19 protein-coding genes are annotated in these 18800 nt (G+C 63.8%); 9 read left to right on the forward strand and 10 right to left on the reverse strand.

Annotated elements, in window-relative coordinates:
* Positions 1-56 precede the first annotated feature (56 nt).
* Positions 57-998, reverse strand: a complete 942-nt coding sequence (locus FJ434_RS14780; RefSeq protein WP_140747888.1) for a threonine/serine dehydratase — start codon at positions 996-998, stop codon at positions 57-59.
* 50 nt (positions 999-1048) lie between these two features.
* Here FJ434_RS14780 and FJ434_RS14785 point away from each other — a divergent pair, with 50 nt between their 5' ends.
* On the forward strand, positions 1049-1351 hold the full coding sequence (locus FJ434_RS14785) for a metalloregulator ArsR/SmtB family transcription factor (protein WP_140747885.1): 303 nt from the start codon (positions 1049-1051) through the stop codon (positions 1349-1351).
* A gap of 19 nt (positions 1352-1370) precedes the next feature.
* Here the strand turns inward: FJ434_RS14785 and lysA are convergent, their stop codons facing one another.
* From lysA to argH, 3 genes are all read right to left on the reverse strand, one after another.
* A complete protein-coding gene (lysA, locus tag FJ434_RS14790; RefSeq protein ID WP_140747882.1) occupies positions 1371-2639 on the reverse strand; it encodes a diaminopimelate decarboxylase in 1269 nt (422 codons plus the stop codon).
* Positions 2640-2708: 69 nt separating this feature from the next.
* Positions 2709-2915: a lipoprotein gene (locus FJ434_RS14795; RefSeq protein WP_023770782.1), complete on the reverse strand. Its 207-nt coding sequence runs from the start codon at positions 2913-2915 to the stop codon at positions 2709-2711.
* A 116-nt stretch (positions 2916-3031) separates the two neighbouring features.
* Complete coding sequence (argH, locus tag FJ434_RS14800; protein ID WP_140747879.1) at positions 3032-4432, reverse strand: argininosuccinate lyase; 1401 nt, start codon at positions 4430-4432, stop codon at positions 3032-3034.
* Between the two features lie 35 nt (positions 4433-4467).
* Between argH and FJ434_RS14805 the strand changes: the two genes are divergently transcribed.
* From FJ434_RS14805 to FJ434_RS14830, 6 genes are all read left to right on the forward strand, one after another.
* Positions 4468-5148 carry a TlpA disulfide reductase family protein gene (locus FJ434_RS14805; RefSeq protein ID WP_140712254.1) on the forward strand — a complete coding sequence of 227 codons (681 nt, stop codon included), beginning with the start codon at positions 4468-4470 and terminating at the stop codon, positions 5146-5148.
* A gap of 357 nt (positions 5149-5505) precedes the next feature.
* Entirely contained in the window at positions 5506-6858 is a 1353-nt protein-coding gene (locus tag FJ434_RS14810) for an extracellular solute-binding protein (protein ID WP_140747876.1), read from the forward strand.
* A 103-nt stretch (positions 6859-6961) separates the two neighbouring features.
* On the forward strand, positions 6962-7846 hold the full coding sequence (locus FJ434_RS14815) for an ABC transporter permease subunit (RefSeq protein ID WP_140503269.1): 885 nt from the start codon (positions 6962-6964) through the stop codon (positions 7844-7846).
* Positions 7847-7852: 6 nt separating this feature from the next.
* Complete coding sequence (locus FJ434_RS14820; protein ID WP_140747873.1) at positions 7853-8767, forward strand: ABC transporter permease subunit; 915 nt, start codon at positions 7853-7855, stop codon at positions 8765-8767.
* 13 nt (positions 8768-8780) lie between these two features.
* Entirely contained in the window at positions 8781-9881 is a 1101-nt protein-coding gene (locus FJ434_RS14825) for a sn-glycerol-3-phosphate import ATP-binding protein UgpC (protein WP_140747870.1), read from the forward strand.
* A 30-nt stretch (positions 9882-9911) separates the two neighbouring features.
* Positions 9912-10721 carry a phosphodiesterase gene (locus FJ434_RS14830; RefSeq protein WP_140747867.1) on the forward strand — a complete coding sequence of 270 codons (810 nt, stop codon included), beginning with the start codon at positions 9912-9914 and terminating at the stop codon, positions 10719-10721.
* 36 nt (positions 10722-10757) lie between these two features.
* Here FJ434_RS14830 and FJ434_RS14835 read toward each other — a convergent pair whose 3' ends face one another.
* The 6 genes from FJ434_RS14835 to FJ434_RS29785 form a co-directional block, all read right to left on the reverse strand.
* On the reverse strand, positions 10758-11840 hold the full coding sequence (locus FJ434_RS14835; RefSeq protein ID WP_140747864.1) for an ABC transporter ATP-binding protein: 1083 nt from the start codon (positions 11838-11840) through the stop codon (positions 10758-10760).
* A complete protein-coding gene (locus FJ434_RS14840; protein WP_181165930.1) occupies positions 11837-13417 on the reverse strand; it encodes an iron ABC transporter permease in 1581 nt (526 codons plus the stop codon). Before FJ434_RS14840 ends, FJ434_RS14835 begins: the two co-directional genes overlap by 4 nt.
* A 171-nt stretch (positions 13418-13588) precedes the next feature.
* Positions 13589-14596 (reverse strand): iron ABC transporter substrate-binding protein, encoded by a 1008-nt coding sequence (locus FJ434_RS14845; RefSeq protein WP_140503260.1) that lies wholly within the window; start codon positions 14594-14596, stop codon positions 13589-13591.
* Between the two features lie 120 nt (positions 14597-14716).
* Positions 14717-16069: a hypothetical protein gene (locus tag FJ434_RS14850; protein ID WP_140747858.1), complete on the reverse strand. Its 1353-nt coding sequence runs from the start codon at positions 16067-16069 to the stop codon at positions 14717-14719.
* A 9-nt stretch (positions 16070-16078) separates the two neighbouring features.
* Positions 16079-17128 carry a hypothetical protein gene (locus tag FJ434_RS14855; RefSeq protein ID WP_140503256.1) on the reverse strand — a complete coding sequence of 350 codons (1050 nt, stop codon included), beginning with the start codon at positions 17126-17128 and terminating at the stop codon, positions 16079-16081.
* A 72-nt stretch (positions 17129-17200) separates the two neighbouring features.
* A complete protein-coding gene (locus FJ434_RS29785; RefSeq protein ID WP_181165921.1) occupies positions 17201-17338 on the reverse strand; it encodes a hypothetical protein in 138 nt (45 codons plus the stop codon).
* 229 nt (positions 17339-17567) lie between these two features.
* Here FJ434_RS29785 and FJ434_RS14860 point away from each other — a divergent pair, with 229 nt between their 5' ends.
* Both FJ434_RS14860 and FJ434_RS14865 read left to right on the forward strand, forming a co-directional pair.
* Positions 17568-18134, forward strand: a complete 567-nt coding sequence (locus tag FJ434_RS14860) for a sigma-70 family RNA polymerase sigma factor (RefSeq protein ID WP_140747855.1) — start codon at positions 17568-17570, stop codon at positions 18132-18134.
* 1 nt (position 18135) lies between these two features.
* The gene (locus FJ434_RS14865; protein ID WP_140503252.1) at positions 18136-18774 is read left to right on the forward strand and encodes an NrsF family protein; all 639 of its coding nucleotides are present in this window, start codon (positions 18136-18138) and stop codon (positions 18772-18774) included.
* The last annotated feature ends 26 nt before the right edge of the window (positions 18775-18800 follow it).

Here is an 18800-nt window from a genome sequence, read left to right on the forward strand (position 1 = left end):
ACACGGCAAAGGCGAGGCAGTTTGAGAAAACGTGAAACCGGCCGAAATGGTTGCAATCAGAAATTGGCGGGATTCGCGTTGGCGCCACAGACCAGCACGGCGATCCGTTCGCCCGGCGCCGGCGCGTAGCGGCCGGACAGGATCGCGGCGAAGGCGGCCGCACCACCTGGTTCCGAGATGATGCGCACGCTGTTCCAGAGCGCCTTCTGGGCGGCGATGATGTCGTCGTCGCTGACCAGGATGGAGCGTTCGACGAAGGCTTCGGCGATCGGGAACATCATTTCGCCGACGCGCTTCGGCGCCAGCGAATCGGCGGCGATACCTTCGGCCGGCGCGTCGACCGGATGGCCGGCCTCGAAAGCGCGATGAAGCGTCGGCGCGCCCTCGGGCTCGACGGCGACGATGCGGATGCGGCCGGCATACCAGGCGGCGACACCGCCGATCAGGCCGCCACCGCCGACGGCGACCAGCAGCGTGTCGACCTCAGGCAGATCGTTTTCGATCTCGAGCCCGAGAGTGCCCTGGCCGATCAGCGTTTCTTCCTGGTTGAAGGCATGGATCTGCAGGGCGCCGGTTTCCTCGGCGAAACGTTCGCTGGCGGCCAGCGCCTCGGCATAACGGGCGCCGCCCACGACGAGGTCGGCGCCATAGCCGCGAATGCGGTCGAGCTTGGCCTGCGGGCTCACTTCGGGAACGAAGATGGTCGCCTTGTGGCCAAGCCGCATAGCGGCGTAGGCGACAGCGGCGCCATGATTGCCGCCCGATGCGGCGACGACGCCGGCCTCGGGAACCGGCCGCTCCAAAAGGTTGGTGAAGGCGCCGCGCGCCTTGAACGAGCCGGAATGCTGCAGGCATTCGAGCTTGAGGTCGACCGCCAATGGCGGCCGGTCGAAGTCGGCCATGTCGACGCGCAGCACCGGCGTGTGCCTGATATAGGGGCGGATGCGCGGTTCCATCGCGGCGATGCGTTCGCGTGTGATGGTGTTGTCCTGCGACATCAAGATCTCCTCGGGATTGACAATAATTAGTAACTTGGCAAAATGCCCAAATGCAAGAGGTTGATGTCTTCAAGGCGATCGCCAACGGACGCAGGCTGCAGATTCTCGACTGGCTCAAGGATCCGCATGCGCATTTCCGGGCACAGGCGGATGGCGATCTGGTCGAGGACGGCGTCTGCGCGCTGCTGATTGCCGAGAAGCTCGGCATCACGCAGGCAACGCTTTCCGAGCATATGCGCGTGCTTACCCAGGCCGGCCTGCTCAGAACCAAGCGCATCAAACAATGGACCTTCTACCGCCGCGACGAGGACAGGATCGCCAACGCAAGGGCGCTCATCCAGAACCGGCTATAGCGTCGCGGCCAGGCGGCTTTTATGCAAGCCAGTCTGGCACCGAATCCAGCCCGATCAGCTCCTCATAGGTCAGTCGCGGACGCACGACGTGGAAACGGTCGCCGTCGACCAGCACCTCCGGCACCAGCAGGCGGGTGTTGTAGGTGCCGGCCTGGACCGCGCCATAGGCGCCGGCGGTGGAAACGGCGACCAGATCGCCCGCCTTCAGCCGGGGCAGGTCGCGATCGAGCCCGAGATAGTCACCGGTCTCGCAGACCTGGCCGACCACGTCGACCGTCATGCGCGGCGTGTCGGCGGGCGGCTGCACGACCGGCTTGATCTCGTGGAAGGCGTCGTAGAGCGTCGGCCGGATCAGGTCGTTCATGGCGGCGTCGACGACGAGGAAGTTCTTGGCGTCGCCTTCCTTCACGAAAATCACTTCCGAGACCAGGATGCCGGCATTGCCGACGATCAATCGGCCTGGCTCGAACATCACCTTCAGACCCAACTTGGTGACATGCTTGCGGACGATCTGGGCATAGGCGTCGGGCAAGGGGGGCGGGTTGTTGTCGACGCGGTAGGGAATCCCGAGGCCGCCGCCGAGGTCGATATGCTCGATGGCGTGGCCGTCGCCTCGCAGCGCGCCGACCAGGTCGACCAGCAGGGCGAAGGCGTCGTCGAAAGGCTGCAGTTCTGTGATCTGGCTGCCGATATGGGTATCGATGCCGGTGATCTTGATGCCGGGAAGCGTTGCCGCGCGGGCATAGACCTGGCGCGCCCGCTGCCACGGAATGCCGAACTTGTTCTCGGCCTTGCCGGTTGAGATCTTCTTGTGGGTCCTGGCGTCGACATCGGGATTGATGCGCAGCGAGACCGGCGCCATCTTGCCGAGAGCCGAGGCGCGGGCCGACAGGAGTTCGAGTTCCGGCTCGGATTCGACGTTGAAGCAGAGAATGCCGGCTTCGAGCGCAAAGTCCATTTCACGCGCCGTCTTGCCGACACCGGAGAACAGGATCTTGCTGGGCGGGACGCCGGCGGCCAGTGCCCGGCGCAATTCGCCTTCCGAGACCACGTCGGCGCCGGCGCCGAGCTTGGCCAGGGTCCGCAGCACCGCCTGGTTGGAATTGGCCTTCATGGCGTAGCAGACCAGCGTGTCGAGCCCGGCAAAGGCCTTGACGAAGACACGGTAGTGCCTGGTCAGGGTCGCCGTCGAATAACAGTAGAACGGCGTGCCGACCTGCGCGGCGATATCAGGGATCGCCACGTCCTCGGCATGCAGCACGCCGTCGCGGTAGTCGAAATGGTTCACGAGAGTGGTTCCGGAAGTTGGGGCACGATGCGATCGGGTTTGGAAAGACCAATCCCGCCTTCATCGGAGCTAGATCAGCGGGTCGAGGATGAACTTCTTGTCCACGACCGGTTTTTCCGGTTCCGGCGGCACGGGCTGGTGGGCCTTCTCGGCATCCTTGCGTGCCTGGACGGCCGCCTCGTAGGGCGTGTCGAGACCGGCCTTGCGGCCGCAGGCGGTCACGAAGGCAAGCGCCGCAAGCAGCGTCAGCGTTACCAAAATCCTGCTTCCGGTCATCGATCCATCCGTCCGAAACGTTTGCCAGCCGCCGCTTTTAGCCGAGTTCTCAGCGTATTGCACCCCGGATATTGCTCATCGCAATATCGGGATATTGCTGATCGCAATATCCGGCATCACGCCTTGGCGATGCGCTTTTTCCAGGCGCGTATCTGCTTCCGCACTTCCGATGGCGCGGTGCCGCCGAAGCTGGTGCGGCTCTTGACCGAGTTCTGCACCGCCAGCACCGAGAATATGTCCGCCGTGATGCCTGGGTTGATCGATTGCAGATCCTCCAGCGAAAGCTTCTCCAGGCTAACCTTCTTGTCTTCGGCCAGCGCCACCGCGCGGCCGGTGACATGATGCGCCTCGCGGAACGGCAAGCCCAAAGTGCGCACCAGCCAGTCGGCGAGGTCGGTGGCGGTGGCGTAACCGGAGCCGGCAGCCTTCTTCATCGCGGCGGCATTGACCGTCATGTCCGAGACCATGCCGGTCATCGCGGCAAGCATCAGGTCGAGCGTCTCGGCGGCATCGAACACCGATTCCTTATCTTCCTGCATGTCCTTGCCATAGGTCAAAGGCATGCCCTTCATCACCGTCAGCAGGCCGACCAGATGGCCGTTGACGCGGCCGGTCTTGCCGCGCACGAGTTCGGCGGCGTCGGGGTTCTTTTTCTGCGGCATGATCGAGGAGCCGGTGGAAAAGCTGTCCGACAGCCTGATGAAGCCGAATTGCGGCGTCGACCAGATGATGATCTCCTCCGCGAGCCGCGACAGGTGCGTGGCGCAGATCGCGGCCATGGCGAGGAACTCCAGCGCGAAATCGCGGTCGGAGACGCTGTCCAGCGAATTGCGCATCGGCTCGCGGAAACCGAGCGCCCTGGCGGTCTGATGGCGGTCGATCGGGAAGCTGGTGCCGGCAAGGGCCGCGGCGCCGAGCGGGCTCTCGTCCATGCGTTCGATGGCGTCGCGCACGCGCGACAGGTCGCGCGCGAACATCTCGACATAGGCCATGCAGTGATGGCCGAAGGTTACCGGCTGCGCCGCCTGCATATGGGTGAAGCCCGGCATGACGGTCGCCGCATGTTCCTCGGCTCGCGCCAGGAGGGCCATGATCAAGCCTCTCAACGCCTCGGCGACACGAAAGCATTCGTCCTTGACCCAGAGCCGCAGATCGACAGCCACCTGGTCGTTGCGCGAGCGGGCAGTGTGCAGCCGGCCGGCCACCGACCCGATAAGGTCCGCGAGGCGGGCCTCGACGTTCATGTGGATATCTTCCAGCCGCGTCGAAAACTCAAAGCTGCCGGCTTCGATCTCTTTCAGGATCGTGTTCAGCCCGTGAGCGATTTTTTCTTGATCGGCCGCCGAAATAATGCCCGTTTGCGCCAGCATCTCGCTATGGGCGATCGAGCCTCTTATGTCCTGCGCATAGAGTTTGCGGTCGAACGAGATCGACGCGTTGATCGCTTCCATGATCGCGGCCGGACCCGAGGCAAATCGTCCGCCCCACATCTGGTTGCTGGTCTTCTTGTCGCTCATGGCTATAACCCGTGTTTCGGAGCAGTTTTGAGAAAATGGCAGACGGAAACAGATTTTTCCCGGCCCCGCGCCTGATCCTCGCCGCCCTGGTGGCGGGAGCGCTGGCCGGCGCGGTCGCGGTATATGTCAGCGAGAGCCGGTCTGGCAACAACGCCGCGCCCCAAATGGCGGCGGGCGACAGCAAGGACGACGTCGCCTGCGCCGCCAAGAGCGACCGCGCCAAGAAGATCGCGGCCGCGGCCACCGGCGAGGTCGCGGCACTTTTGCCGGCCGATCCGCCGCAGTCGATGAGGAGCCTCGCCTTCAACGGCCCGGACGGCAAGCCGATGACGATCGCCGACCATGCCGGCAAGACGGTGCTGCTCAACCTGTGGGCCACATGGTGCGCGCCATGCCGTGCCGAAATGCCGGCGCTCGACGCGCTGCAAAAGGAGAAAGGCAGCGACGCCTTTCAGGTCGTCGCCGTCAACGTCGATGCCGGCGACGATGTGAAGCCGAAGAAGTTTCTCGCCGATACCGGTGTGCACACGCTCGGCTACTACCGGGATTCGACGATGACGCTGTTCAACGACCTCAAGGCGCGCGGTCTGGCGCTCGGCTTGCCCGTCACCATGCTGATCGATGGCGAAGGCTGCCTGATCGCCCATATGAACGGTCCGGCCGAATGGTCGGGGCCCGACGCCAAGCGGTTGGTCGAGACGGCGCTCGGGTCGTGAGCAATCAGGCCGAGTGAACGCTCGGCTTGAGCAATATGAGCCTGACATCCTGGCGGTCGGTGCGCATCGCAGTGCGCTTGCCGTGACCGGCGGTCAGGTCTCGTCAGCTGCTCCACCCGCATTTCATCATCCCTTTAGCCGGATAACCATAACGGCCTTTACGTCCTCGAGAGCCGCCCTAGCTACCTAGAGCGCCGGTGTGACGTTTTCATGCCGGCGCCACCGCCGAGGAGGAGGAAAGACCAGCTGTCCACAGGCCCGGGAGGCCACAACAGAACTGTCACATACCTTCTCTAAGAGAGCGGGCAAGGACTTGCGCAAGACCCTTGTCAACAGTCATTCAAGAGGGAAGAAACCATGACGATCATCAAGCGGGGCCTCGCTGCCCTTGCCGCAGGCGCGCTCAGCACCGCGCTGGCGGTTCCTGGCTTTGCGGAGCCGGTAAAATTCGACTTCTGGTTCGGCCTGTCGGGCGACCTCGCCCGCGTCGTCGACACGCTGTGCAAGAACTTCAACGCCTCGCAGAAGGATTATGAAGTCGTCTGCACCAGCCAGGGCAATTACGACGCCACGCTGCAGAACACCATCGCCGCCTTCCGCGCCGGCAAACAGCCCGCCGTCGTGCAGGTCTACGACGTCGGCACCGCCACGATGATGCTGTCGGGCGCCTACAAGCCCGCCGACAAGCTGATGGAAGAAAACGGCTACAAGATCGACTACGCCGACTATTTCCCAGGCATCGCCCGCTACTACGCGACCTCGAAGGGCGAGATGCTGTCCTTCCCGTTCAATTCCTCGACCGCGCTGATGTACTGGAACAAGGACGCCTTCGCCAAGATCGGCAAGACCGAGGCGCCCAAGACCTGGGAAGACGTCGGCGCCGACCTGCAGGCGATGAAGGACGCCGGCTATGAATGCCCGATGGCGATCAACATCTCGGCCAATGAAAGCTGGCAGCTGATGGAGCAGTTCTCGGCCATCCACAACCAGCCGATCGCCACCAAGAACAACGGCTATGACGGTCTCGACGCGCGTCTGGAAGTCAACAAGACCAAGTTCGTCCAGTACGTCACCGATCTCAAGAAGTGGTATGACGCCGGCCTGATCAAGATCAAGTCCAAGGATCTCGGCCAGGATATGGTCCAGGCCTTCGCCTCAGGCACCTGCCAGGTGATCATGACCTCGGTCGGCGATCACGGCACGGTCGGCAAGACGCAGAAGGAAGGCATGAAGTGGGATGTCGCCGAACTGCCGGCCTATGCCGGTACCGAGCGCAAGAATTCGCTGGTCGGCGGCGCTTCGCTGTGGGTGCTCTCCGGCAAGTCGGACGCTGAGTACAAGGGCGCGGCCGCGTTCCTTAACTTCATCCACGACCCCAAGACCGCTTTGTTCTGGTCGACCAACACCGGCTACATCCCAGTGACCAAGTCGGGCTTCGACTACATGAAGTCCACCGGCTTCTACGACAAGGCGCCCTACAAGGGCCGTGAAGTCGCCATCGCCAGCCTGACCGCGTCGGAGCCGACCGAAATCACCCGTGGTATACGCCTGGGCAACTTCACCCAGATCCGCGCCGAGTTCGGCGCGCAGATGCAGGCGATCTTCGCCAACAAGGTCAGCGTGCAGCAGGGCCTCGACACGCTGGTCAAGAATGGCGACGCCATCCTCGACCGCTTCCAGCAGACCTATCCGGGCAAGACCCTGCCCTGATTTCGAAGATTGCCGAGGCCGCCCGCCGAGATTCGACGGGCGGCCGTTTCATATATAATCTTATCTTGCTTTGGGCTGGCCGTTCCGCGGCCACGGCGGACCGATGGAAAAACGCGTTACCTTCAGCAGTTGGACAATCGGCATCCTTTTCGCGGTGCCGCAGCTCCTCCTGATCTTCACGTTCTTCTACTGGCCTGCCGGCCAGGCCGTATACTGGTCGCTGACGCTGCAGCAGCCCTGGGGCGGCGGCAACATCTGGGTCGGGCTCGACAATTTCCGCTCGATCCTGGCCAACGCCGATTACTGGAACTCGATCACCGCCAGCCTTGTCTTTGCCGGCATCAGCACCGGACTTGCAATGTTCGTCGCGCTTGTGCTCGCCGCGCTCACCGACCGCCAGCTTGCCGGCTCGCGTCTCTATCGCGTGGTGCTGATCTGGCCTTACGGTATCGCCGCACCGGCTCTGGCGATGGCGTTCCGTTTCATCCTGGCGCCGGAAGCCGGCTTCATGGCCGTGGTCAACCAAGTCTGGCCCGGCTTCTGGGATCCCGGGCTCGACGGCGCTGATGCTATGGCCTCGATCATCATCGCCTTCTCGTGGAAATATGTCGGCTACAACTTCATCTTCTTTCTTGCCGCGTTCCAGGCTATCCCGCGCTCCCTCATCGAAGCCGCCGCGATGGACGGCTCCGGCGTCATGAGGCGTTTCTGGGACATACAGTTCCCGCTGATCACGCCGACAATCTTCTTCCTGCTGGTCATCAACATCACGGAGAGCTTCCAGGATTCGTTCGGCATCGTCGACATCATGACGTCGGGCGGCCCGGCGAACGCCACCAATCTGATGGTCTACAAGATCTATTCCGATGGCTTCAAAGGCCTCGACTATTCGGGCGCCGCCGCGCAGAGCATCATTTTGATGCTGCTCATCGTGGTGCTGACCATTTTCCAGTTCCGCTTCATCGAGCGGCGCGTGCACTACAGGTGAGACTGAATGGTCGAGCGCACTCCGTTCCTCAACTTCTTCACGCATCTGATCCTGTTTGTCGGCTTTGTACTTTGCATCGCGCCGTTCGTGGTTGTGGCCGTGGCCGCGTCGCATAATCTTCGGGATGTCAACGACGTGCCGATGTCGCTGCTGCCGGGAAGCGACTTTTGGACAAACATCAAGACGGCCTGGACGACGGCCGACCTTGGCCCCAAGCTGCTCAACAGTTTCATCATGGCTGCCGGCGTCGCGTCCGGCAAAGTGATCATCTCGGCGCTGACCGCCTTCTCGATCGTCTATTTCCGCTATCCCGGCCGCACCTTCATCTTCTGGCTGATCTTCGTCACGCTGATGCTGCCGCTGGAAGTGCGCATCGTGCCGACCTACGCGGTCGTCGCCAATGTGCTGTCGCCCTACCAGACCATCCTCGACATCACCGGGCTGAGCTGGCTGATCGAGAAGGTCTCGGGCGTGCAGGTTTCGCTCAGCCTAGGGCTGCTCAATTCCTATACCGGACTGATCCTGCCGTTGATCGCCACCGCCACCGGCACCTTCCTCTACCGGCAGTTCTTCCTGACCGTGCCGGACGAGCTGACCGAGGCGGCGCGTATGGACGGTGCCGGCGCGCTGCGTTTCTTCATCGATATCCTGCTGCCCTTGTCGCGCAACAACATGGCGGCACTCGGCACCATCATGTTCCTGTGGGCCTGGAACCAGTATCTATGGCCGCTGCTCATCACCACCGACCAGTCGCACGCGACGGCGGTCACCGAGCTCAAGCAGCTCATCCCCAATGTCGGCGGCATTCCGGAATGGAACATCGCCATGGCCGGAACGCTTATCGTCATGCTGCCGCCGCTGATCGTCGTGGTGCTCATGCAACGCTGGTTCGTGCGCGGCCTGATCGCCACCGAGAAGTAACAAGGAGACAAAAATGGCCTCCATCGCAATACGCGGCGTCAAGAAGAACTATGCCAAGACGCAGGTCGTGCATGGCGTCGATCTCGACTTCGCCTCTGGCGAATTCGTGGTCATTCTCGGGCCGTCCGGCTGCGGCAAGTCCACGCTGCTTAGGATGATCGCCGGGCTGGAAGAGATTTCCGACGGTACGATCGCCATCGACGGCATGGTGGTCAACAAGCTCGAGCCGCGTGAACGCGGCTGCGCCATGGTGTTCCAGAACTACGCGCTCTATCCACATATGAGCGTGGCCCAGAACATCGGCTATTCGCTCAAGGTCGCCGGTGTTCCCTCGGCCGAGCGCAACCAGCGCATCCAGGCGGTTGCGCGCACGCTGGAGCTCGAGCAGCTGCTCGATCGCAAGCCGATGGCGCTTTCGGGTGGCCAGAGGCAGCGCGTCGCCATGGGCCGCGCCATGATCCGCGAGCCGAAAGTCTTCCTGTTCGACGAGCCGCTGTCCAATCTTGACGCCAAGCTGCGCGTCCAGATGCGCTCGGAGATCCGCAAGCTGCATCGCCGGCTGAATGCCACCTCCGTCTTCGTCACCCACGATCAGGTCGAGGCGATGACGCTGGCCGACCGGCTGGTGGTGATGAATGGCGGACGGGTCGAACAGGTCGGCACGCCAGGTGAAATCTACACCCGCCCGGCCAGCCGCTTCGTCGCCACTTTCGTCGGCGCGCCGGCCATGAACATCCTTGAAGGCACGGTCGAACTCGACGGGCTGTCGCTGCCCGGCGGCAGCCGGCGCCTGGCCATGGCTCGCGCCGGCCTGCCGGTCGGCACGAAGGTGGCGATGGGCATCCGCCCGGAAGCGGTGCGGCTGGTGGCACCAGGCACGGCCGGCGCGCTCGATGCCACTGTCGATCTGGTCGAGGAACTGGGCGCGGGGCGGGTCATCTATGTCGACCTCGACGGCGCGCCGTTCTCGGTGATGACCCCGGAGGCCGTTCACCCCGAGCCCGGCAGCACCGTCGGCCTGAAGATCTCGCCGGACGACATGCACTTCTTCTCGTCGGAGACAGGCACCCGTCTCGATGTCTTCAAGGCTTCCGTGCCCGAACCGGCGCTTTGATTTCCGAAACGCGCGGCCAAAGAGGCGCACATGAAAATCATCCAGGTCACCGATGTGCATCTCGGCCGGCGAGGTGAGCGCCGCTATGGGGCGGACCTGCATCAGCGGCTCGATCAGTGCATCGCGCACATCAATGGGCATCACGCCGACGCAGCACTTTGCGTCTTCACCGGCGACCTGACGGAGACCGGTGCGCCGCAGAGCTATGCCGATCTGCGCGTTGCCCTGAGCGCGCTATCGATGCCCTTCAGGCTGCTGCCGGGCAACCATGACCGGCGGGCCAATCTCATCGCTGCGTTTCCCGAAGTTCCGGTCGACAAAAACGGCTTCGTGCAGTCGGTCCATGATACCGGCGACGAAGTGCTGTTGTTTCTCGACTGCCTGGCGGAAGGATGCATCGAGGGCGAACTGTGCGACAGCCGGCTTGCCTGGCTCGAAGCCCGGCTCGAACAATCAGGCGGCAGGCCCGCCTACGTTTTCCTGCATCATCCGCCGGTCGCGCTCGGCCTGCCGCAGCTCGATCCGCTGGCGCTCGAACGGCCCGAGCGGTTGCTCGGCCTGCTGCGGGATCATGGCAACGTTCGCCATATTTTCTTCGGCCACGTTCACCGCGACATCGCGGGAACCGTCGCCGGCATTCCGTTCTCGGCGCAGCGCGGCCTGCATGTGCGGTTCGAGCTTGCCCTCGACCGATCGAGCGAGGTCGTCGAACAGGCGCCGCCGTCCTACGCCGTCATCCTCATCGACAGCGCCAACGAGTGCGTGGTGGTGCACGGTTGCGATTTTCTCGAGCAATGGCCGATCTATTCAGCGGAAACCGGCGAACGCGTCACGGCGTGAACCGGCCACTTCGCGTGGGTTCAGCGCCTTAAGGCCTCAAGCGAAGACGTGCGCCTTGCCCGATACGGTCAGCCGCACGATCTCGCCGACCGCCGGCGCGTCCATGCCGGATTTGCGCAGGATCAGCGGGGTGCCGCCGATCGCGGCGGCGTCCGGCGGATCGGAATTGTTCAGGAGCCGCACCGCGATCGTGCATGTCGAGCCGGCGAATTCCGATTCCGTCACCTCGCCGAAGGGCATGTCTGGTGTGCCCGACATGCCCTCGCGCGAGGTGCGTTTGAGCCCAATCTGCTCCGGCCGCAACATGATGCGGGCGACATCGCGGCTGTCCGGCGTGTCGACCGCGATGCGGCCCAGCGGCGAACTGGCGAAGCCGCCCGAAATGCTCGCGGGCAGGATGATGGCATCGCCGAGGAACTCGGCGACCATCCTGTCCTTCGGCTTGAGATAAAGCTCGCGCGGCGTGCCGACCTGGGAAAATTTCCCGTCGCGCATGACCGCCACCTGGCTGGCGAAGGACAGCGCCTCGGCTTGGTCGTGCGTCACCAATATGGTGGTGATGCCGGCCCCTTCCAGAAGCTCGGCCACCGCCTTGCGCATCGAGGCGCGCAGGCCGGTGTCGAGGGCCGAGAACGGCTCGTCGAGCAGCATCAGCCGCGGCTTCATCGCCATGGCGCGTGCTAGCGCCACGCGTTGCTGCTGGCCGCCGGAGAGCTCGTGCGGACGGCGTTTGAGGATCGCCTTGTCCAGTCCAACGATATAGGCAAGTTCGATGATGCGCTCGGCGCGCTTGTCGTCGTCCCGTGCCATGCCGAAGCCGATATTGTCCGAGATGGTCAGATGCGGGAACAGGGCGCCGTCCTGCGCCACCAGGCCAATGCCGCGGCGATGCGCCGGAACGGCGGCGCCGCCATTGGCCAGCACCTGCCCGTCGAGCACGATGCGGCCCTGATCGGGCGCCTCGAAACCGGCGATCAGCCGCAGCAAGGTTGTCTTGCCGCAGCCGGAAGGTCCTACGATCGCGGTGCGACTGCCGCTGGCGACGTTCAGGTCGACGCCGGCAAGTGCCGCGACCGGGCCGTAACGCTTGTGCAGATTGCCGAGTTCGAGAAAGCTCATCGTCCGGCCATCCGCTTCGACTGGACATAGAGCAGCCAAGTCAGGGGCAGCGACATCGCCACCATGATGAAGGCGTAAGGGGCCGCCGAGGCGTAGTCGATCTCGCCGCTATAGGACCAGAACGCCATGGCCAGCGTGCGGGTGCCGTTCGGCGCCAGCATCTGCGTCGCGGTCAATTCGTTCATGATGCCGAGCGCCACCAGCGCCATGCCGGCCGCGGCACCCGGCGCCGACAGGCGGATTGTCGTCGACCACAGCGCGTTGAGCGGCCGCCGGCCGAGGCTGGAGGCGGCGCGCTCGAGTTCGACCGGGGCCTGGGCGATCGACGCGCGCAGGCTGACCAGGGCACGCGGCAGGAACATCAGTGAGTAGGCGAGCAGGATGGTGAACAGGGTCTGGTAAAGCGGCAGGGCGATGCGCACGGTGATGGTGACCAGCGCCAGCGCAATGACGACACCCGGCAGCGAGCCGACAATGTAATTGCATCCCTCCAGCAGGCGCTGCAACGGACCGGGCGCGCGGATTGAGATCCAGGCCATCGGCATGGCAGCGACAGTGGCAAGCAACGCGCCGGCGAGCGATAGGAACAGTGTCTGGCCGAGTGCCAGGCCAATCTCATCGAGACGCCAGACATCGGCGCCGCCGGCGATGAGCCAGCGGCCGATGGTGATGAACGGCACGCCAAGCGCCAGCAGGGTGGTGACGACGAGCAGCAGCAAGCTGGGCAGGGTGGCGCGACCGAGGCTCATCCGCTGCTGATATCGCGCGGCACCCGAGCCGACACGGGCATAACGCTCCTCGCCGCGCACCAGCACTTCGAGGCCGAGCAGCACGAAGCAGCAGGTCACCAGCACGCCGGCCAGCATGTTGGCGGCCGGACCGTTGAAGGTCGACTGGAACTGGTCGACGATCGCGGTGGTGAAGGTGTCGAAGCGGATGAAGACGTAGAGGCCATATTCGGCCAGCAGATGCAGGCCGACCAGCAGCGAGCCGCCGCAGATGGCGAGCCTGAGCTGCGGCAACACGACACGCCAGAACGCACGCCAGGGTCCGAGACCAAGTGCCGCCGCGGCATCCTCCAGCGCAGGATCGAGGCGGCGCAGCGCCGCCGACACCGGCAGATAGAGGAAAGGAAAATAGGCGATGACGGATACCAGCACGCCAGCCCAGAGGCCGTGCAGTCCCGGCACCATGGTGATCCAGGCATAGGAGTGTACGAAAGCGGGGATGGCGAGCGGCGCCACGCAGAGCCAGGACCAGAGCCGGGCACCAGGCAGGTCGCTGCGTTCGGTCAGCCAGGCCAGCGTCACCGACAAGGTGATGGCGATCGGTACGGCCAGCAGCACCAGCAGGCCGGTGTTGACCAGCAGTTCGCCGACACGTGGCCGGAAGACCAATGCCGCGACAGTGTCCCAGCCGGTCTGCACCGCGACCCATATGATGAAGGCAAGCGGCACCAATGCCAGCAGGGAGACTGATATGGCGGCGATGACAAGCCAGGGCGCCACACGCCGCTGCGTTCTTCGGCGCATCTTCGGCGGCAGGCCAGGGCGCGCGAGATCGACCGCGGGCTGCATCAGCTCAGGCGCCATGCCATCGCGGCGCGGCGGCGGCAATCAGGGGACCACGGTCGCGGTCAGGAACGAAGCGTGTCGTCATGGACGAATGCATCTCGGAACAAAACGCTCCCGCGGAAGGTGAATTCCCGCAGGAGCACGGTTTGACGTCCTTATTAGGAAGAACGACGACTAAAGCAAGCCGGCTGCGGTCATCAGGTCGGTGACCTTCTTGGAGTTCAGCGTCGCGGCGTCGACCTTCGGCGCCTGCAGGTCGACCAGTGGCACCAGCTTCGGATTGGACTGCGCACCCTTGCCGACCGCGTATTCGAAGGAGGTTCCGTTCTTCAGCACGTCCTGGCCACCCTTGCCGGTCACCCATTTCAGGAAGGCCTGAGCTTCCTTGGGGTGCTTGCTCGAGGCCAGCACGCCGCCGCCGGAGACCGATACGAAAGCGCCCGGATCCTGGTTCTTGAAATAGTGCAGCGCGACGTTCTTGGAGTTTTCGCCGGTCTTGGCCTGATCGCCGAAATAGTAATAGTGGTAGATCACGCCGCCTTCGATCTCGCCGGCATTGACCGCCTTCATCACCGTGCTGTTACCCTTGTAGGCGGTGAAGTTCGCCTTCATCGCCTTCAGCCAATCGGCCGTGGCGGCCTCGCCCTTGAGCTGCAGCAATGCGCTGACAATAGCCTGGAAATCGGCGCCAGAAGGCGAGGCCGCCCAGCGGCCCTTCCAACTCGGGTCGGCGAGGTCGAGCATCGACTTGGGCAACTGGTCGGCCTTGAGCTTGGTCGTATTGTAGGCAAAGACGGTGCTGCGCGCGGCCACGCCCACCCATTTGCCGCTGGCGGCCTGATAGTCCTGCGGGACCTGTGCGAGCGTGTCGGCGTCGACCGGCGCGAACAGGCCGGCATTCTCGACCAGCACCATGGCCGGCGAATTTTCCGTCAGAAACACGTCGGCGGGCGAGGAGGCGCCTTCGGCGACGATCTGGTTGGAGAAGTCGCTGTCGCCGCCATTGCGCAAGGTAACCTTGATGCCGGTTTCCTTGGTGAACCCTTCGGCCCAATCCTTGGCCAGGCTTTCATGCTGGGCGTTATAGACGATGATGCCGGCATCTTCGGCCGTCGCCGGACCGGCGGCCAGGCTGATTGCAAGCGCCGCTACGCTGGCCAGGGCAAGAAGGGGGGATTTCATAAGGTACTCCTCGGGGTTGTCCGCACTGCGGGTGCGTCCGAGTATCAATTCATGAATGGGTTAGTCAAGATTAAAAGGCAATCGGCGCCATCACGGTTTCGCGTATCGGACGCTGATGGATCATCCGACATGCGGTGCTGGTGGCTGCTCCTGCAGAATGCAACCATCGACCATCGGATGAATGGTCCAGCGCTGGTCCAGGCCCTGCTGTGCTCGTTTGGTCTCCGGATCGAACGCTTCGTTCAGCATGGCGCACCACGTTCTGCGCAGATTCTCGCAGCGTGTCCTAAACGCGGCGCTGCCAAGCCCGTCACGCATATCCTGCGCGGTGAGGTCGATGGCCTCGCCTGGCGGTTTGGGCGGGACCTCCCCCGTGTCGGGAAAATCCGGATTCCACTGAAGATAGTGTCTTGCGTCGACACCGGCCGCCGCATCGAATTTGACCACCGCCATCAGCGGATGAAATTCGTGCCAGCCCTTGTGATAGCCGTCATAGACATGTTCGCCGAGGACGGCGACATGATCGCCCATCCTGATGGGGCCGAGCGCCTTGTCGCCGACATTGGCGTCCTCGACATTGCCGGGATTCCAGTTGAACAGTCCCTGCAGGACCGGCTTGACCCCGCCGAAATAGGACGCCGCTCCGCCGATGGCGCCGCCAATGGCCGCTCCGAGCAATCCTCCCAGGAACGAGCCGATGGCGCAGCCCAGCGCACCCAGGAAGAACGACCCTATGGCGCAGCCGACAGCCGCCCCAACACTGGCGCCGGCGGCCGCCGCGGCCGCCGTGACGACCAGAGCCGCCGTCAGCAGGATGATGATGGCCGGCGCCCACTGGCGCATCTTGATCCAGAAGTCACCCTCGGCCTCGCAGTGCAGGGCCCAGCGGGCATGATCGTCGGCGGGTGCGTAGCCCAGATCCGCCTTCAGGTCATCGCGCGGCAACAGCAGTTCATGACCCTGAAAGCCATCATTGAGAATGTCGTTCGCCGGATGGGCCGTGATGTTGGCGGCGAATTCCGCGACGACGGTGCCGTCGCCATTGTAGCGATTAGCGGCGGCCAAAGCCGCCTCATTGGTTTCGGCGTTGAGAATTTCAGTCGTCGGATGCGGCATCAGTATGATGTCGAAATACTGGTCGTTGTCGAAGGCGCCGAGATCGCTGCGGAACGGATTGTAGGAGACGATGCCGACGGCGCATTTCGGATTGTCCTTGTCGAGACAGACCAGGCGATGGTTGAGCCATTCCCCGGCGGCCTTGTCGATCGTCGCGGTGGCGGACGCCAGAAACGCGATTGCCGCGGCAAGTGCTGCGCCGACCGGCCCCAGCAGCAAGCCGAAGGCGGCCGCCAGCCCGGTGATGACGATGATCTGCAGCGCCTGGCCGGCGAGGAAAGCCAGCCGGTCGGCCTCATTGTAGGGCTTGCCACCGGCCGGATAGAGAAAGCAGCTCGTATAGTGCTTGTAGGCCATCGGAGCGCCTCAGCCTTTCGTGGCGATGAGCGTCACGCCGCCGGTCAAGGTGCGTGATCCGCTTTCGCCGATCGTGAAGACATGGACGTTGAAGGCCTTTGAGCCACGGAAGGCGGCGTCCCTCGGTTCGATCTCGACGGTGATCTCGGTTATCTGGCGCGGCTGCAGTGAAAGCGTTCTTGGAACGATCCTGACCGACCAGTCATCGGGAACGGGAAACCGGCCATAGGCCTGTTCCTCCAGCGCCTTGGCCCAGCGCGCCTTGCTCTCCGCGAGCCTCGGCTGCGGGGTGTCCGTGCGTTCGTCTCGACCTTGGCCGCGTGGCGGGGTACATGGTTGCAGCTTCGGCAGGCCGTAGCAGTCCGCCTCGATCTGGAAACGCCGGACGACCGAGGCCTCGTTGCGGACGCTGAAGGAGAACTTTGCCGGTGAGCGCATCTCGGCAATGTTGACGTTCTTCTGGCCGAGGTTGTTGCCGGGGTTGGCGTCATCGCCCCAGGAAAGCTGTGCTTGCAGGCAGTAATGGCCGCCGGTGGCGGGCGTGGTCCAACTGAATTCGGCATAGGCAGGGCAATCGATCGTGCCCTTGGCCCCGAGATTGACGGCGACATTGGCGATCGGTCGGGAAACGGTCTGTGCGCCGAAGGACAGGTAGGACAGCGCCACCCCGACGCCGACGGCCGGCGCATCATAGGACCCGTTCCAGACACGCACGCGAACGCGATAGGTGCGAGAGGGCTGCAGCGCACCGGTGACTGGCGCGGCGCCGTCGAAAATGTCGATGTCGGGATTGTCCCAAGTGACCGCGAGACCCTGCGCCATCAGATAGTACTGGGCATAGAGAAGAGGATCGGCGCGCTTGTAGATGTCGGGCGGCAGCTGGATACAGCAATCGTTCTGCGCAGGGCTCGGCAGCCGCTGGCGCTTGGCCAACCGGCACAGCAGCATGCGAATCGTCGCAAACAGCACCTTCAGCCCGACGGCAAGACGCTTCCAGAATTCGGCGGCGAACAACAGCAGTGCCGCGGTTCTGACGTGGTTGACCAGAGATCCTGCCATGTCGTGTTTCCCACGCTGAGAGGACGCAACGGTAGTGTTTTCCTGGCGACGTATCCCCGCCGGTTCTCCCGGCTATTTCTTCAGTGATCCCCGTCTTCTGTAGAAGTAGATGGCAGCGACAAAGACTATGGCCGCAATGACAAGGCTGCCCTCGAAAGTTCCCGAGCCATTGTCGGGAGAAAATCCAAAAATGCGTTCAATGAAATCCATCTCGGCCTCCCTCCGATCCTTGACGCTACAGAAGGGTTTACCTTACGTCAATCAAGGCTTGGTCCGCGCCGTTCCCAACGCACGGGCCGGGAACCAGGGAAACCGTCAGGGAATTTCGCGGGGCCCTCCCGCAAACTTTCGTGATTTGCCCGTAGTTTGGCTTGGACATTATTTCGCCGGCCACGTAACAAATCAGTGCCGAGGCGCGAAGATCGGGGAGTGAACTCTTGTGAGCGGCAAGGACGAGGCCGAACTTTCCCGGCTGATGCGGGCCGCGATCGCGGGAGATGAAAAGGCCTATGCCGACTTTCTCCACCGGATTGCCGCGCTGATCCGCGGCTTTGTCAGGCGCAAGATCGTGCAGGGCGGGGTCGATCCCGAGGATGTCGTGCAGGAAACCTTGCTGGCCATTCATGTCAAACGACACACCTGGCGCCAGGACGCGCCGGTGCTGCCATGGGTCTATGCGATTGCCCGTTTCAAGCTGATCGATGCATTCCGGCGACGCGGGCGGCGCATCGAAATCGATGTCGACGACATCGCCGAGACTTTCGCCGAGCCGGAAACCGAGACGGTCAGCGAGCGCGACATCAACCGGGCGCTCGACGGGCTGCCGCCGGCTCAGCGGTCCGTGGTTTCGGCCGTGTCCGTGGAGGGCCGTTCCATCGGTGAGACAGCGGCGAAGTTCGGCATCAGCGAGACGGCGGTGCGTGTGTCGCTGCACCGGGGACTTACCGCCATAGCCAAGCGATTCGGCCAGGAGCGATTCGGACAGGGGCGGTTCGGACGGGAATGACATGAAGACCGACGATCTCATCAAGGCGCTCGACGCCGATGCTCGCAGCAAGGCGATGCCATTGCGTTCGGCCTGGTGGCTGGCGGCCGGTGCGGCCGTCGTCGCCGCGGCCGCTGTTTTCATGATGACAATCGGGCCGCGCCCCGACTTCATGGTTGCCGCGCATACGATCCGCTTCCTGTCCAAGTTTGTTTTCACCGTCGTGCTCGCCATCAGCGCCTTCGCCCTGATCCGTGCCCTGTCGACGCCGGGTGCGGCGACAGGCCGGGCAATGGCGGCGATGATCGCCGCGCCGCTGCTGGTCGCGGTGGCCGTGGTGCTGGAACTCTTCATGGTGCCGCAGGCGCTATGGGGCACGCGCATGATCGGATCGAACATGATGATCTGCATGAGCTTCATCCCGCTGATCGGCATCGGCCCGCTGGCCATCTTCCTGTGGATGCTGCGCTATGGTGCGCCTACCCGGCCGGTGCTTGCCGGCACCGTCGCGGGGCTGCTTGCCGGCGGGCTGGCGGCGACCTTCTATGCGGCGCACTGCTTCGACGATTCGCCGCTTTTCGTTGCCACCTGGTACACGATCGCCATCGCGGCCCTCGCTTTGCTCGGCGCGCTCGGCGGGCGGTTTTTCGTGCGATGGTAACAGGATACCCGCGCCCACACCCCGTC

Origin of the sequence: Mesorhizobium sp. B2-5-13, from assembly GCF_006440535.1 — a bacterium.
GTDB lineage: Bacteria > Pseudomonadota > Alphaproteobacteria > Rhizobiales > Rhizobiaceae > Mesorhizobium > Mesorhizobium salmacidum.